Consider the following 14402-nt stretch of genomic DNA (forward strand, 5'->3'; position numbering starts at 1 on the left):
GCACAGCGATAGGTCATGACGCACCATATCGGTGCAATGTGACGCATTGGTTGCCTTTTTATGAATCAAAAGTTTCTTTATTCTGCGTTAAGAATCTATCGTTTCAGCACTCTGGTTCCGCAGCGGTGGGAAGCGAGGCATGACTGGAGTGATTTAACTAAATGATTTTAAAGTATTAATAAATTTATTCGTTCGCGTTGGTCGTCTCTGGCCTGCTTTGTGCAGAAGCTCTTGCACTTCTCTTTGCTACGGGATAACACCATGTCTGACGAACATCACAGCGGCCTGCTTTACGGCCTTGAACAGCGGATCCCACCGCTTGCGGCCTTTTTTAGCGCCCTCCAGCATGTGCTGGCGGGTCTGGTGGGGATCATCACGCCGCCGCTGATTATCGGCGCCACCCTCGGACTTGGCGACTGGCTGCCGTATCTCATCAGTATGTCGCTGCTGGCCTCGGGTATCGGTACCTTTTTGCAGTCCAACCGGGTCTGGGGCATTGGTGCCGGGATGATCTGCATGCAGGGCACCAGCTTCGCCTTTCTTGGCGTGGCGGTAGCCGGAGGGATGTGGGTGAAAGCGCAGGGCGGCGGGCCGCAGGATATTATGGCGATGCTGTTTGGCGTTAACTTTGTCGCCGCCCTGGTGCCGGTGATTGTCAGCCGCTTTATTGAACCGCTGAAGAAAATCTTTACCCCCATCATTACCGGCAGCGTGATTGCGCTGATCGGCATCAGCCTGATCAAGGTCAGCGTCATTAACTGGTGCGGTGGAGAAAAGGCGCAGGATTTCGCCAGCATGAGCAATATCGCGCTCGGGGCGGGTACCCTTGGCGTTATCGTCCTGCTGAGCTGCGCCAAAAACCGCTGGCTGCGGCTCTCCTCGGTGGTGGTGGGCATTGCCGTGGGCTGTGTGGCGGCAGGGCTGAGCGGTCAGTTCCACCTTCACAGCCTGGGCGACACCCTGTTTCGCCTGCCGACGCTGTTTCCGTTCGGCTTTCAGTTTAACAGCGCGATTTTTCTGCCGGTGGCGCTGGTGTCGCTGGTCTGTATTCTGGAGGCGGTGGGCGATCTGACGGCCAACTCGCTGATTTCGCAACAGTCTGTTGACGATCGCGCTTTCCGCAACCGGTTGAAGGGCGGTATCCTGGCGGACGGCGTCAGCTGCATGGTGGCCGCGATGCTCAGCGCCTTTCCGAACACGACTTTCGCGCAGAACAACGGCGTGATCCAGATGACCGGGGTGGCCAGCCGCTATGTCGGGCGCTACATTGGCGTGATTCTGATCCTGCTTGGGCTGTTCCCGCCGGTGGGCGAACTGCTGCGGCAGATCCCGGCGCCGGTGCTGGGGGGCGCCACGATGGTGATGTTTGGCTGTGTGGTAGCGGCCGGGATCCGGATCATTACCCAGAACCCGCTCACCCGACGCGATGTGCTGATCGTTGGTCTGGCGTTTGGCGCGGGCCTTGGCGTGGAGTCGGTGCCGGCGTTTCTCAGCCATTTTCCGCCGATGGTCGGCGATCTGTTCGGTTCGGCGGCCACCAGCGGTGGGCTGGTGGCGATAGCGCTGAACCTTGTTCTGCCGCAGGAGCAGGCGGCGACGAAAACGATAAGGAGTCAGGATGATCGCGCTGAGACAGTTTAACCGTCTGAGTCATGATGAGGCAGTGGCGCTGCTGGCCCCCTGCGTGGCGATCCCGGCCTGGAGCGATACGCTGGTGAGCTTGCGACCCTTCGCCTGCCGTGAAGCGCTGCTGCAGGTCGCCCGGGAAGCGATGGCCGACTGGGGGAAGAACGAGCTGAACGCGGCGCTCAGCGCCCATCCGCGGATCGGCGAAAAACCGACCGGCAGCCAGGCGCACGCGACGATGTCGCGCCAGGAGCAGTCGGCGGTGGACAGCGATAATGAAAAGCTGGCGCAGGCCCTGCGGGAGGGGAATGCCCGCTACGAGGCTCGTTTTGGCCGGGTGTTTTTAATCCGCGCCAAAGGGCGCAGCGGCGAAGAGATGCTGCAGGCGCTGACGCGCCGACTGCAGCATACCGCCGACGAAGAAGTGGCTGAGGCGCTTGCCCAGCTGCGGGAAATTACGATGTTAAGACTGGAAGGAGCGATTGGCGAATGAGTACCCTGAGCACCCATATTCTGGATATTTCCACCGGCACGCCGGCGGAAGGCGTGACGGTCAGCCTGAGCCGGGAGGGCGAGACGCTGGCGAACCTGGTGACTAACGCCCAGGGGCGTATCGCCACCTTCAGTGCCGCGCCGCTGCCGGCGGGGCGCTACTGCTTAACCGCGGAAACGGGGGCGTGGTTTGCCCGCGTCGGGCGCGAGAGCGTTTTTACCCGGGCGCAGATTGATTTTGTCATTGGCGAGGCGACAGATGACCATTTCCATCTGCCGTTTCTGATAGCCCCGGGCGGGTGGTCGACCTACCGCGGCAGCTAAGCCCTGTGCCCGTTGCCGGGCGGCGCTACGCTTACCCGGCCTACAACGTTACGGAGCGGGCAGAGACAGCCCGTAGGCCCGGTAAGGCGTAGCCGCCACCGGGCATGTAAAGGTGTCTCCGGCCACCATTCTTCCTGTTTTATCCCCACACAAGGATAATTATACTCCTATCCCCACCAGGGGATAACCTTGACATTATCCCCTGTAGGGTATAAAAGCAAATTTATCCCGATAGGGGGATAAACAATGGTGAGGAACAAGCGATGCATTCCCCGCAGATATACAGTCCCGTTCAGCTGGCCAATTACCTGAAACTGCTGCGCCAGCAAAATCACTGGACTCAGGAGGCGCTGGCCAGCCGGATCGGCATTAAACAGGCGACGCTGTCCAATTTTGAAAATCACCCGGACAAAACCACCTTGACCACCCTGTTCAAGATCCTCCAGTCGCTGGGGGTGGTGATGACCCTGAACGCCAAGCCGGCCGAGACGGCGACGGCCCCCGATAATACCACGGATCTGGACTGGTAATGGCGACGCTCACCACCTGGATGAACAATGTGCGCGTGGGAACCTTAACCCGCCAGGCCAACGGGGCGCACAGTTTCCGCTATGATGACGAGTGGCTGCGCAGCCCGCGCGCCAGGCCGCTCTCCCTCTCGCTGCCGCTGCAGTATGGCAATATCACCGCCGACGCGGTGTATCACTATTTTGATAACCTGCTGCCCGACAGCCCACAGGTCCGCGACCGGATCGTCAGGCGCTATCAGGCGCGCTCGAAACAGCCGTTCGATCTGCTGGCCGAGGTCGGCCGGGATAGCGTAGGGGCGGTGACTCTGCTGCCGCCGGGAGAAGAGGCGCATCTTGCAGCGATGCGCTGGCAGACGCTGGATGAGGCGCAACTGACCGCGTTGCTGACCGCCTACCAGTCGGATATTCCGCTCGGGATGGTGACCGGCCAGGACGATTTTCGTATCTCGGTGGCCGGCGCCCAGGAGAAAACCGCGCTGCTGCGAATGGGCGAGCACTGGTGTATTCCGCAGGGCACCACCCCGACCACCCATATCATTAAACTGCCCATTGGCGAGATAAAACAGCCCAATGCGACGCTGGATCTGCGTGAAAGCGTGGATAACGAATATCTGTGCCTGGCGCTGGCCAGGGCGTTGGGCCTGGCGGTGCCGGAGGCGGAGATTATCACCACCCCGCGGATCCGTGCGCTGGCGGTGACCCGCTTCGACCGGCGCTGGGCGCAGGAGGGGCGCGTGCTGCTGCGGCTGCCGCAGGAGGATCTGTGTCAGGCATTCGGCATACCGTCGTCGATGAAATACGAGTCTGACGGCGGGCCGGGTATCGCCGCGATCATGACCTTTCTGCTGGGCTCCAGTGAAGCCCTGAAAGATCGCTATGACTTTATGAAGTTCATGGTGTTCCAGTGGCTGACCGGGGCAACGGACGGGCATGCGAAGAATTTCTCGCTCTTTCTGCTGCCCGGCGGCAGCTATCGGCTCACGCCGTTCTACGACATTATTTCGGCATTTCCGGTGCTGGGAGGGACGGGACTGCATCTGCGCGACCTGAAGCTGTCGATGGGGCTCAACGCCACCCGAGGGCGGAAAACGGAGATTAACGCCATCTATCCGCGTCATTTTCTGGCGACCGCCAAAGCGGTTAACTTTCCCCGGGACCAGATGCTGGCGATCCTTGACGAGTTTGCCGACCGCGTGCCGCAGGCCATCGAAAGCGCCCGCCGAACGCTGCCGGCGGACTTTTCCGCCCACGTCTGGCGGGCGATCACGGAGAACATGCTGAAACTGCACGCCCGCCTGCAGCAAGGGCTGCAGGCGCGATAGCGAAGCCGAGTGGCGGTTAGCTCTGCGGCTGCCCCCAGCGGCTGCGCAGGTAGTTAACCGCCTGGCGGGTCTGCGGCTGATTGAGGTTGTTTTCGCGGAACAGGATGGTGCCCTGGATCTGCGGCAGGGACTCATTGAGATCGAGCTGCTTTTTCAGCTCCGGCACGCCGCCATCCACCGTCCAGTCAGGCTCATTTTTGGACGGTTCACCCACCTTGTACAGCGCCACGCCAATATACAGCCGGGTATGGGTGGGCTTAACCACCTCGGCCCACCAGTTGGCCAGCACATCATAGCGCGCCGCATCGCGGGCAAATGGCCAGTAGATCTGCGGGGCGATGTAGTCGAGTAGTCCCTGCTGCACCCAGCTGCGGGTATCGGCATAGGATTCATCATAGGCGGCCGCGCCACGGGTATCAGACCCCGCTGGATCGTGGGAGCGGTTGCGCCACACCCCGGCCGGGCTTACGCCAAACTCGACGTTCGGATTGAGTTTTTTAATGGTCGCGGAGACCTGGGCAATAAGCTGTTGAGTGTTATGCCGCCGCCAGTCGCCCTTCGAGGCATAGCCCTGCCCGTAACGGCGGAAGGTCTCGTTGTCGTTAAGCGGGGAAGCGGCGGTTTCGGTGTAGAAATAGTCATCGAACTGCACGCCGTCAATCGGGTAGTTCTGCACCACTTCAGCGACGATGCTGGTGATCCAGTCACGCGCTTCGGGAATACCCGGGTCGAGAACAAAGCGGTCGCTGGCGGTGCGGATCCAGTTACGGTGCAGGACAAACACGCTGGCCGGTACCTGAGTGAGGGTGTTATTCAGCTCGGCAATGGTCGACGGTTTGGTGTTGACCGAGACGCGGTAAGGGTTAAACCACGCGTGAACCTTCATGCCGCGCTTGTGCGCTTCATCCAGCATAAACTGCAGCGGATCGTAGCCGGGATATTCGCCGATTTTGCCGGTCAGCATATCGGACCACGGTAGAATATCCGACCGCCAGAGCGCCGTACCGTCCGGTTTCACCTGGAAAAAGACGGTGTTGATCCCCAGGCGCTGCAGATTATCGAGTTTGGCGATCAGCGCCAGCTTCTGCTGCGTGATGCGGCTTTCCGGCGTACTGGCGATAATCGACCCGACCGGCGGCCAGTCAAGGCGCGAGACGGTGGTCAGCCAGACGCCGCGTACCGGCTCCCGGTGCGTCTGACCGGCTTTAACGGCCGCGCTCTTCGGCGGCGTGACGAGGGATTTCGGGGCCTTACTGGTGCAGCTGAACAGCATGCCGGCGGCGATGAGCGCCGCGCCTGCCAGCGCCACTTTGCTGGCTAAGGGGAATCGACGAGAATGGCTGATGATGAACTCCCGTGTAATCAGATCGTCGCGTGTAGGCGCTATTCTCTTACGATTCGCCGGTCAGAGCAATTCCTTGTTCGGACTGCGGCCATCAAGAGAGAGGCGTCAGTCGGGCTGCCCCGCCAGAAGGTACCTCAGCATTCCCGGCCCCGGGCAGGATTATCCGTTATGGGCGCCTCGGCAAAGCGAACAGGTAACTCAGCGGATCCGCGACTGCTCGTCGTCGCGCAGCGTCAGTACCTCAAAACCGTTGGCGGTCACCGCCACGGTGTGCTCCCACTGCGCGGAGAGTTTTTTATCGCGGGTGACCACCGTCCAGCCATCCTTTTTGGTCTTGATACGACTGTCGCCCTGGTTCACCATCGGTTCAATAGTGAATACCATGCCTTCCCGCAGCACGGCGCCTTCACCGGGCCTGCCGTAATGCAGCACCTGCGGCTCTTCATGCATTTCCTGACCGACGCCGTGACCGCAGTATTCTCTGACCACGCTGTAGCCATGGTCCTCGACCCAGCGCTGAATGGCATGGCCGATGTCGCCCAGCGTCGCGCCAGGTTTCACCACCTCAATGCCTTTCCACATCGCTTCATAGGTGGTCTTTACCAGCCGGCGCGCCAGCGGGGAAACGTCGCCTATCAGGTACATCTTACTGGAGTCAGCGATCATGCCCGCTTTCTCGAGGGTAATATCGACGTTAACGATCATCCCGGAGCGCAGATGCTCGGTCGCCTTGGGGATCCCATGGCAGACCACGTCGTTAATCGAGGTGTTCAACACATAGGGAAAGTCGTATTGCCCCTTGCTGGCAGGGCGGGCGTGCAGCTGGTTGACGATAAAATCTTCCACTCGATCGTTGATTTCCATCGTCGTCACGCCGGGAACGATAAAGGTATCCAGCATGGCAAACACCGATGCCAGCAGCTGGCCGGCATGACGCTGGCGCGCGAGCTCATCGGCGGTTTTAATGATTATTGATGGCATTGATCACCTCCAGCAGACGGTCAGAGCCGGATTTCAGCATCAGCAGTTTGATCTGCTGGTGGTTAAGCTCGGGGTAGAGTTCGCTCATCATGCCCAGACGGATCCAGTATTCCGCCTGCGCATTGACGGAGCGGGACATGGCTTTGCTGGCATCACGAATGTCATCGTGCAGCAGATCGGAGATTTTGACGATTCCCATAGCAACAACCCATATATGATTCGTATATGTATCGTATACCATCCAGCGCGGGATGTCCCTGGCATTTTGTGGACTGGGCGGCGAACACCATGCAAAAAAGCCCGACCGGCGGGCTTATTTTTCAGCATGTGTTCGGGTTAAAAATTCGCGCTGTTTACCATGGCGAAAATTACCCATTAGGTTATCAGTATGCGGAATGAAAATAACATGATGGCGACGCATCAATATATTTTATGCAGGTGTTAATTTTGCGTATGAATATTCTCCCGTCAGGCCGGGAATCCGGGGGATTTACAGCGCGTCAGTGAGTTTATCCACCACCACTTTACCCGCATTATCAAACTGCGTAATGCGGAAGCTGTCGCTCCAGGAGCGGCGGGTGGTGAAGCGGTCAAACAGGGATACCCGACCTTTACGCTGACCATCTTTACTTAAAATAACCCATTCGGTCACCGAAGAATAATGCTGACTATTGTCATGACGACTCTGTTGTTCAACCAGGCGATCTTCTTTTTCCACTTTTAAATAATCACGCAACATATTTAACCTCCATAGAAAGTATTATTAACATTACTCCTTTTATTTATTCTTTCAATCAAACTTTTTAATCAATAAAAGTAACTATTAGTGGGCGACCTAAGTGCGAAAATCGCCGAGTTTGTCACTCCCGAAGATGGCCAGGTCCACTACGCTTAACAGGCGTGTGCGCCGCGCGGTCGGCGCATGCCCGGGCCGGAAAGGCGACCATAAAACACCTTAACCTTGTATTCATTATGGGCGTGATTCTGTTATATCTAATGCGTTTTGCCACGACCGAGCCACAGAGAGCGCTGTACCATGAGTAACGATCACCTGACGGATATTGCCTATCGCCACTTTATTGAAAGTGTTAAAGATTATGCCATCTATATGTTGAGCGCCGACGGGACGGTCATCAGCTGGAACGAGGGCGCCCGCCGGGCAAAAGGGTACCTGAGCGACGAGATCGTCGGTCGCTACTTCGGTCTCTTCTATAGCGAAGCCGAACAGCTCTCCGGGGTGCCGGCAAAAAATCTGCAAATTGCCCTGCGTAGCGGCCAGTTTGAAGGCGAAGGCTGGCGGTATCGTAAAGATGGCTCCCGGTTCTGGGCGCATGTCATGATCGATGCCATCCGCGATGAACAACATAACCTGCTGGGCTTTGCCAAAATTACCCGCGACATCAGCGAACAGAAGGCGATCAATGACCGCATCGCGTGGATGGCGCGCTACGATGCGCTGACCGGTTTACCCAATCGGGTGGAGTTCTTTGAGCGGGTGGAAAAGCTGATCACCGGTAATGACGCCCGCCGCTTTGCCGTTTTCACCATCGATTTAGATAAGTTTAAAGAGATTAACGATCTGCAGGGCCATCTTATTGGCGATCAGCTGCTGCAGCGCGTGGCAGGCGCCGTGCTGAAAACGCTGCAGAAGGAGGAGATGGTCGCCCGCTTCGGCGGCGATGAGTTTGTGGCCGTCAAACCTTTTGCCGATGAAAGCGAGGTGGACGCCTTTGCCACCCGTCTCTGGCACTGCTTCAGCGGTAAGCAGACGTTTGCCGCGACGGAAGTGATCCTCTCCGCCAGCATAGGTATCTCCGTCTACCCGGAGGACGGGACGGATATTAATACGGTACTGAGCAATTCCGATCTGGCCATGTATCGGGCAAAGAGCAGTCTCGACCACAAGATTTGCTGGTACGAACGTGAGATGGACGACAAGACGCGTCAGCGGAATATGATGGCCGCCGACATCCGCCGTGGTATTCAGGCGGGGGAGTTTTCGCTTCACTATCAGGCGATCCGCAACATTAAAGATCGTCGCATCACCGGTTATGAAGCGCTGTTGCGCTGGCAGCATCCGCAGCTGGGGGCTATCCCGCCGGAGGTGTTTATTCCCATCGCCGAAGAGAGTGGCGCTATTGTGCCATTAGGCTACTGGGTACTGGAGCAGGTATGCAGCGAATCACTGGATAATCGGCTGAATAAAAAAATCTCAGTCAATATCTCACCGGTACAGTTGCGTCACCGCAGCTTTATCGAAAAAGTCCGCGAGATCCTGATGCGAACCGCTTATCCGGTTAGCCTGCTGGAATTTGAAGTGACGGAGACGGCGTTTATCATCAATAAACAGCTGGCGTTCAGCGTGCTGCATCATCTGCAAAAGATGGGCATCAGTATTGCGCTGGATGATTTCGGCACCGGTTACTCCTCCCTGAGCATGCTGCGCGATTTTCATTTCGACGTCATCAAGCTCGACCGTAGCTTTATGCAGGATGTGGAGAGCAATCCTCAGGTTCGCTCGTTCGTGCGGGCGATTATCTCGCTGGGCAACTCAATCAATACCCCGCTTATCGCCGAAGGGGTAGAAACCGAAGGGCAACGGCAAATCCTCGAAGAAGAGGGATGCGACGAAATGCAGGGCTTTCTGTTCGGCGAGCCGGTCGATGTTAAACATCTGCCACGGCAGAATTAACGCACCCGCCGTTGGCTGGTGGGCGCGGGAGCGTTACTGATGCGCTAACGTAGGCTGCCCGGAAAGGTGCAGCAGCGCCGCGCGCAGGGAGACCTCGAACATCTGACCGTGCGTCAGGCCAGGGTAGCGCCAGAATTGCACCGTCAGACCGTTGCTGGCCAGCTGCTGCTGGGTCTGACGCAGTACGCCCAGGGAGGCTTCATGCCCGGAGGGCTCGCCAGCGGCTTTTCCGTCGCCTTCCAGCAGATACAGGGACGTCCCGGTAAACGCGGTGGCATCAAGGGTCTGGGTGTCCTTCAGGGGAGACGTCTGCGCCTGGCCAAGCGACGGGCTGGCAGAATAGTAGATCCTGAAAAGGGAGTGGTTTCGCCACGCGTCGAGTACAAACAGTCCGCCGTAAGAGTGGCCCCAGATAGCGCGCTGGCGGGGATCGATTTTCAGGTTAGCTTCTGTTTGCGGAACCATCGTTTCGCTCAGCAGCTGACGAAACAGATCATTACCCCCGGTTTTTCGCGGCGGCAGCGCGGTTTTCCCGGCGCGAGGTTCAGGCGTCTTCAGCGGCGGAGTGTAATCCCAGGCCCGGGCGGCGGTATCGAAGGGCAGCGCCGTCTGGTAACCAATAGCGACGATGACCGGCGGGGAAGCGGTGGAGAGCTGTTGCAGAAACGCGTCGTTGAGTTTATCCATCACCGCATTGCCGTCCAGCATATACAGCACCGGGTAACCGGCGGCCGGCGGCGCTTTATCCGGCACCGCGGTCCACACCCGGTAATGGCGTTCACCATCGGCAGAGTCGTACTGGCGCTGGGTAAAATGATAGAAAGCTGACCCTTTATCCGCAATATTCGGTCCCAGCGGCTGCAGATCCGGCCGGGCGAAACTGCCGCTGCTGTAGAAGAGCGCGCCTATCGCCAGCGTCAGCAATCCGTGCGTCTGCCGCGCTGTGATGATCCCTGAATCCTGCTTCACCTCGTCTGTCCTCCTGTTCTCTGTCATCTGGCGTTTTGCCTGGGCTGACACGTTAGCATAGCTTCATTGATAATGGTTCTCATTTCTTTTTATGCGCGCAGTAGCAGGTGGCATGCCGCTTAGGCTGGTGGCGGATTCAGACCAATAAATAGAGGGGCCGGGGCTGCGCCCCGGCCGGTGGCGCACTTAATGGGGCAGTGCGTTATGCTGGAGGATCTTCAGGAAGTCATTTTTGTCAGAGATTAATGACAGCGCATTCGCGATCAGCTCATCGCTGAATATCGAGGCAATTTCTTTGAGCACGTCAATATGCTCTTTCTCTTTCGCAATCACGCCAATGGCAATAAACATCACGTTGCCGCGATCCCAGATAACGCCATCAGGAAACTGAAAGATCTCAATCCCGGTTTTGAGGATGATATCCGTCGCTGATTTCGGTAGATGCGGCAGGGTGATGCCATTGCCCAAAAAAGTGGAAACCTGATGTTCACGCTCCAGCAGAAAGTGAACGCACTCCTGATTGACATAGCCTTTGGCTTTACACTCCGCGCCAATCATGGCGATGACTTCCGCTTTATTACTGGCCTTGCAGCCGATGTGCAGATTATCCAGCGTGATGTTATCGATCATAGCCAACCTCCCTGGTGAGACGAGTGGATTTTTTATCCTCATGATTCGCTGACAGCTCCGCCTCTAACTGCTCCAGCGATTTATTGGAGGTCTCCGGCAGGGCGAACACCACGAACAGAATCGCCAAATAGTTGATGGCCGCGAAGATGAAGAAGACCGGCCCCAGGCCCAGTTTCGCCTGCAGCAGCGGGAACAGGTAGCTGACTACCGCGTTCATGATCCACATGAAAAATACCGAGATCCCCATCGACAGTCCGCGGAATTTCAGCGGGAACAGCTCGGCTAATACCACCCAGGTGATAAAGCCCATCGAGCCCTGCATCACGCCGACGAACAGCGCGCCCAGCAGCCAGATAGCGGTGGCTTTCAGATCGCCCACCAGGGTGTAGTCAACCGCGGCGATAATCAGATGCAGCGTGGCCATAATGGCGAAGCCGTAGATGATGATCGTCTTACGTTTGAAGCGGTCGACAAGGAACAGCACGCCAATCAGCATACCGCCGACGGAGAAGACACCGTTCAGCACGTTACAGATCAGCGAGGTACGCTCTGAGAAGCCGGCGGCACTCAGGATTTCCGTACCGTAATACATAATGACGTTCACCCCGGTGGTTTGCTGCAGTGCGGCCCAGGTAATGCCCACCAGCAAAATTTTGAGGATCCATGGCGTTGTGAGGATAGTGGTGAAGGTGTTCTGAGTGCTGTACTTATTGCCGGCTTCAATTTTGATCAGGGTGGAGATGTCGTCATACTCTTTCTGTGCGCGTTCCGCCGGGCGGATCTGTTTGAGAATATGCAGCGCTTCTTCGTGGCGGTTTTTGCTGATCAGCCAGCGCGGACTTTCCGGCGCGCGCCACATACCAACAAACAGGCAGATAGCGGGGATCGCCTGCACTAACAGCATATAGCGCCAGACGTCCGGCAGATGGCCCCAGATGATGCCAATGATCGCGTTAATGGCAAACGCCGCCAGCTGGCCGATAACGATGGCGACTTCATTCAGGCCGGTCAGCTTGCCGCGCATCTCGGTGGGCGCCACTTCAGAAATAAAGGTCGGAGCGGTAACCGAGGCGCCGCCGACGGCGTAGCCCAGCAGGGCGCGGGCAATCAGCAGGGTGGTGATATCGGGAGCCGCGGCGGAAAGCAGGGCACCGATGAGAAAGATAAAGGAGAGGAAGAGTAAGTATTTGCGCCGGCCGAAGTAATCGGCAAACTTGCCGCCAAACACGCTGCCCAGCGCGGCGCCGACCAGCAGGACGCTCATCACCAGCCCTTCGGTGGTCGGGGTCAGCGCCATGTACTGCTTCAGTGAGGAAAAGGCGCCGTTGATAACGCCAGTGTCGTAACCGAAAAGCAGCCCGCCGAAGGTGGCCACTAAGGTGATCTGATGAAGTCGTTTTCTCTGTTGCTGGTTCAGGTTTGTTATAAATGACATGGTAGTCCCTTTATTTTGTTGAACGACACAAGATAAAAATACATCTCCCCAGTCAGGATTTATCACGCCTGTGTTGTCGTATCTAACTGAATTCAATGATTTTCTTCTTTGTGTAATTGCTCAGCACATGGCAGGGTACGCTAAGCAATGGCGGTCAAAGAGGTTTACGGCTTGGTGGTGATATGGATGTTGTCGATATCCGTTCTCCTTTTCGGGGTTAGCGGTCTTCAGTGCGTCGGCAGGACAGCGCCCTGGTGTGGCATGTTGCTGTCGTTCCGGCGATTTACTGTGATAAGAATATGGCACAAAGAAATGGAACGAGCATGCTACAAGATCACATTATGAAAATTTAATTTCAAATCAGTGTTGCAGGAAGGTAAATACATGAAGCCAATCACAATGGCATGCAGCGCGATATCCCCATGAAAAGGGGGTTAATTTTGCGAGTGAGTAATAATGATGTTGTTTTCAGTGGGTTAATGTAACTCAAAGAATACAACGCAGATCACATTTTTACGCCATAATATCGAAGAATAGAATTTATATTTCATTACTCCGATCAGGGAAAAGCGTGGCTGGCGGCTCTGGGGCATCGGTGTGGAGGAGGTAGCGCAGGCCATTGACGCGTCTGTGCGGGGGGAGGTTATGGGGCAGGTATCGCGGGACGGGTGCCGCTGATAACCCTGCGGAGAGAAGGTCTCCCGGCAGGGTTGCGGCAAAAAATCAGTGTAGCGCGGGCCAGTAACCTTCGTTGGCGACGATCAGCTCATCGAGGATCGCTTTCGCCACCGCGGCGCTGGGGACCGTTTTCGACAGGGTGATGGCCTGCCACAGTTTCTGGTAGCTGCCCTCGATCCAGGCGTCAACCACCAGCTTCTCCACCGCCACCTGCTGCTCCATCAACCCTTTCTGGAACGAAGGGATTTTTCCCATCGCCAGCGGTTCCGGGCCGTTGACGCCCACCAGGCAGGGGACTTCCACCATCGCCGTTTCGTCAAAGTTGGCGATTGCCCCGTTGTTCTCCACGATCAACAGCATCCGCTCCTGGGTGTTAAAGGCGATGGCGCAGGCGAGGTCGACGATGAAAGTGGCATGGGCCCCGGCGTGGAAATGCGCGCCTTCCGCGGTGCCGCGACGGGTGATCTCCCGGGCCATATCGAAGACCTCTTTTTCACGTCCGGCCATCACCTCGTTGGCCCGCGTAAAGTCCGGGTCAGAGTGCGCCACCTCGTAGTCAGGGTAGAGGTAGTATTTCAGGTAAGTGTTAGGCAGGGTCAGGGGATCAAGGGCAAACACATCCTTCACCTTTTTAAAGGTCTCGATCCAGCTCGGCGCCTTATGCTGAAAATCCTCTTTTGGGCTACTGTAACCCTGCTCCGCCACGTGACGCTTCAGCGCCGGCATCAGGTCGTTACCGGCTTTATCGGTGATGCTGGTCCACCAGCCAAAATGATTCAGGCCGTAGTAGCGGACGTTCAGTGCCTTGCGGGACGGCAGACCGAGGATGTCGGCAAACAGCCCCTCGATGGCCACCGGCATATCGCAGATGTTGATAATGCGCGCGTCGGGACGCAGGCGACGGGTCGCTTCCGCGACGATGGCCGCCGGGTTGGAGTAGTTGAGCATCCACGCCCCCGGGGCGTACTGCTGCATATAATCGACCAGCTCCAGTACGCCGGCAATCGAGCGCATACCATAGGCGATCCCCCCCGGCCCACAGGTTTCCTGGCCCGGCACGCCATATTTCAGCGGGATCTTTTCATCCTTTTCCCGCATCTCATACAGGCCAACGCGAATATGCGCCATCACAAAATCAACGTCGGTGAAGGCCGCCTGCGGATCGGTGGTATAGCTGAACTTCACCTGCGGGAAGCGTTCAGCCACCAGAATGGCGCAGGCGTCGCCGATGGTCTTCTGACGTTCGTGATGGTTATCGTACAGACGGATCTCCCGCAGGGGAAAGCGCGCCATATTTTCCAGCAGCATCATGACAATCCCTGGCGTGTAGGTACTCCCGCCGCCGGCAATCGTGACCACAAAGTTATCTTTCATTTAC

General features: G+C 57.3%; 14 protein-coding genes. 6 read left to right on the top strand and 8 right to left on the bottom strand.

From position 1 onward, the window contains the following. Positions 1-261: 261 nt before the first annotated feature. The 5 genes from K5R89_RS03350 (at position 262) to K5R89_RS03370 (ending at position 4294) form a co-directional block, all read left to right on the top strand. Positions 262-1641 (top strand): nucleobase:cation symporter-2 family protein, encoded by a 1380-nt coding sequence (locus K5R89_RS03350; RefSeq protein ID WP_032452824.1) that lies wholly within the window; start codon positions 262-264, stop codon positions 1639-1641. Beyond that, positions 1619-2119, top strand: a complete 501-nt coding sequence (gene uraD, locus K5R89_RS03355) for a 2-oxo-4-hydroxy-4-carboxy-5-ureidoimidazoline decarboxylase (protein ID WP_087827595.1) — start codon at positions 1619-1621, stop codon at positions 2117-2119. Before K5R89_RS03350 ends, uraD begins: the two co-directional genes overlap by 23 nt. After that, positions 2116-2442, top strand: coding sequence for a hydroxyisourate hydrolase (gene uraH / locus K5R89_RS03360; RefSeq protein ID WP_064154632.1), 327 nt, complete (start codon positions 2116-2118; stop codon positions 2440-2442). Before uraD ends, uraH begins: the two co-directional genes overlap by 4 nt. 263 nt (positions 2443-2705) lie before the next feature. Then, positions 2706-2972 carry a type II toxin-antitoxin system antitoxin HipB gene (gene hipB, locus K5R89_RS03365; RefSeq protein WP_023289667.1) on the top strand — a complete coding sequence of 89 codons (267 nt, stop codon included), beginning with the start codon at positions 2706-2708 and terminating at the stop codon, positions 2970-2972. Continuing rightward, complete coding sequence (locus K5R89_RS03370; RefSeq protein ID WP_087827594.1) at positions 2972-4294, top strand: type II toxin-antitoxin system HipA family toxin; 1323 nt, start codon at positions 2972-2974, stop codon at positions 4292-4294. Before hipB ends, K5R89_RS03370 begins: the two co-directional genes overlap by 1 nt. A gap of 16 nt (positions 4295-4310) precedes the next feature. Here K5R89_RS03370 and K5R89_RS03375 read toward each other — a convergent pair whose 3' ends face one another. From K5R89_RS03375 to K5R89_RS03390, 4 genes are all read right to left on the bottom strand, one after another. After that, the gene (locus K5R89_RS03375; RefSeq protein ID WP_044523014.1) at positions 4311-5603 is read right to left on the bottom strand and encodes a glycoside hydrolase family 10 protein; all 1293 of its coding nucleotides are present in this window, start codon (positions 5601-5603) and stop codon (positions 4311-4313) included. A gap of 234 nt (positions 5604-5837) precedes the next feature. Then, entirely contained in the window at positions 5838-6620 is a 783-nt protein-coding gene (gene map / locus K5R89_RS03380; protein WP_023289670.1) for a type I methionyl aminopeptidase, read from the bottom strand. Beyond that, positions 6601-6819, bottom strand: coding sequence for a ParD-like family protein (locus tag K5R89_RS03385; RefSeq protein WP_002904808.1), 219 nt, complete (start codon positions 6817-6819; stop codon positions 6601-6603). The genes map and K5R89_RS03385 overlap by 20 nt, the downstream gene beginning before the upstream one ends. A gap of 291 nt (positions 6820-7110) precedes the next feature. Next, positions 7111-7359: a hypothetical protein gene (locus K5R89_RS03390; protein WP_004205912.1), complete on the bottom strand. Its 249-nt coding sequence runs from the start codon at positions 7357-7359 to the stop codon at positions 7111-7113. 297 nt (positions 7360-7656) lie between these two features. Here K5R89_RS03390 and K5R89_RS03395 point away from each other — a divergent pair, with 297 nt between their 5' ends. Next, a complete protein-coding gene (locus K5R89_RS03395) occupies positions 7657-9312 on the top strand; it encodes a bifunctional diguanylate cyclase/phosphodiesterase (RefSeq protein WP_049014122.1) in 1656 nt (551 codons plus the stop codon). Positions 9313-9345: 33 nt separating this feature from the next. On the opposite strand, the gene K5R89_RS03400 is transcribed toward K5R89_RS03395, so the two are convergent. The 4 genes from K5R89_RS03400 to K5R89_RS03415 form a co-directional block, all read right to left on the bottom strand. After that, positions 9346-10281: an alpha/beta hydrolase gene (locus tag K5R89_RS03400; RefSeq protein WP_101989738.1), complete on the bottom strand. Its 936-nt coding sequence runs from the start codon at positions 10279-10281 to the stop codon at positions 9346-9348. 186 nt (positions 10282-10467) lie between these two features. Beyond that, a complete protein-coding gene (locus tag K5R89_RS03405; RefSeq protein ID WP_032452832.1) occupies positions 10468-10911 on the bottom strand; it encodes a PTS sugar transporter subunit IIA in 444 nt (147 codons plus the stop codon). Beyond that, positions 10901-12346 carry a sugar porter family MFS transporter gene (locus tag K5R89_RS03410; RefSeq protein WP_032452833.1) on the bottom strand — a complete coding sequence of 482 codons (1446 nt, stop codon included), beginning with the start codon at positions 12344-12346 and terminating at the stop codon, positions 10901-10903. Before K5R89_RS03410 ends, K5R89_RS03405 begins: the two co-directional genes overlap by 11 nt. Before the next feature lie 723 nt (positions 12347-13069). After that, positions 13070-14398, bottom strand: coding sequence for a 6-phospho-alpha-glucosidase (locus tag K5R89_RS03415; protein WP_023289677.1), 1329 nt, complete (start codon positions 14396-14398; stop codon positions 13070-13072). Between the last annotated feature and the right edge of the window lie 4 nt (positions 14399-14402).

It is taken from the genome of Klebsiella sp. TF21-TM (assembly GCF_019753495.1).
In the GTDB taxonomy this organism is placed as follows: domain Bacteria; phylum Pseudomonadota; class Gammaproteobacteria; order Enterobacterales; family Enterobacteriaceae; genus Klebsiella; species Klebsiella quasipneumoniae.

What these genes read in the sequence shown, in the direction of transcription:
- hipB (WP_023289667.1), top strand. Translation starts at nt 2,706, where the DNA reads ATGCATTCCCCGCAGATATACAGTCCCGTTCAGCTGGCCAATTACCTG.
- K5R89_RS03370 (WP_087827594.1), top strand. Translation starts at nt 2,972, where the DNA reads ATGGCGACGCTCACCACCTGGATGAACAATGTGCGCGTGGGAACCTTA.
- K5R89_RS03410 (WP_032452833.1), bottom strand. Translation starts at nt 12,346, where the DNA reads ATGTCATTTATAACAAACCTGAACCAGCAACAGAGAAAACGACTTCAT.
- K5R89_RS03350 (WP_032452824.1), top strand. Translation starts at nt 262, where the DNA reads ATGTCTGACGAACATCACAGCGGCCTGCTTTACGGCCTTGAACAGCGG.
- map (WP_023289670.1), bottom strand. Translation starts at nt 6,620, where the DNA reads ATGCCATCAATAATCATTAAAACCGCCGATGAGCTCGCGCGCCAGCGT.
- K5R89_RS03415 (WP_023289677.1), bottom strand. Translation starts at nt 14,398, where the DNA reads ATGAAAGATAACTTTGTGGTCACGATTGCCGGCGGCGGGAGTACCTAC.
- K5R89_RS03405 (WP_032452832.1), bottom strand. Translation starts at nt 10,911, where the DNA reads ATGATCGATAACATCACGCTGGATAATCTGCACATCGGCTGCAAGGCC.
- K5R89_RS03390 (WP_004205912.1), bottom strand. Translation starts at nt 7,359, where the DNA reads ATGTTGCGTGATTATTTAAAAGTGGAAAAAGAAGATCGCCTGGTTGAA.
- K5R89_RS03385 (WP_002904808.1), bottom strand. Translation starts at nt 6,819, where the DNA reads ATGGGAATCGTCAAAATCTCCGATCTGCTGCACGATGACATTCGTGAT.
- K5R89_RS03395 (WP_049014122.1), top strand. Translation starts at nt 7,657, where the DNA reads ATGAGTAACGATCACCTGACGGATATTGCCTATCGCCACTTTATTGAA.
- uraH (WP_064154632.1), top strand. Translation starts at nt 2,116, where the DNA reads ATGAGTACCCTGAGCACCCATATTCTGGATATTTCCACCGGCACGCCG.
- uraD (WP_087827595.1), top strand. Translation starts at nt 1,619, where the DNA reads ATGATCGCGCTGAGACAGTTTAACCGTCTGAGTCATGATGAGGCAGTG.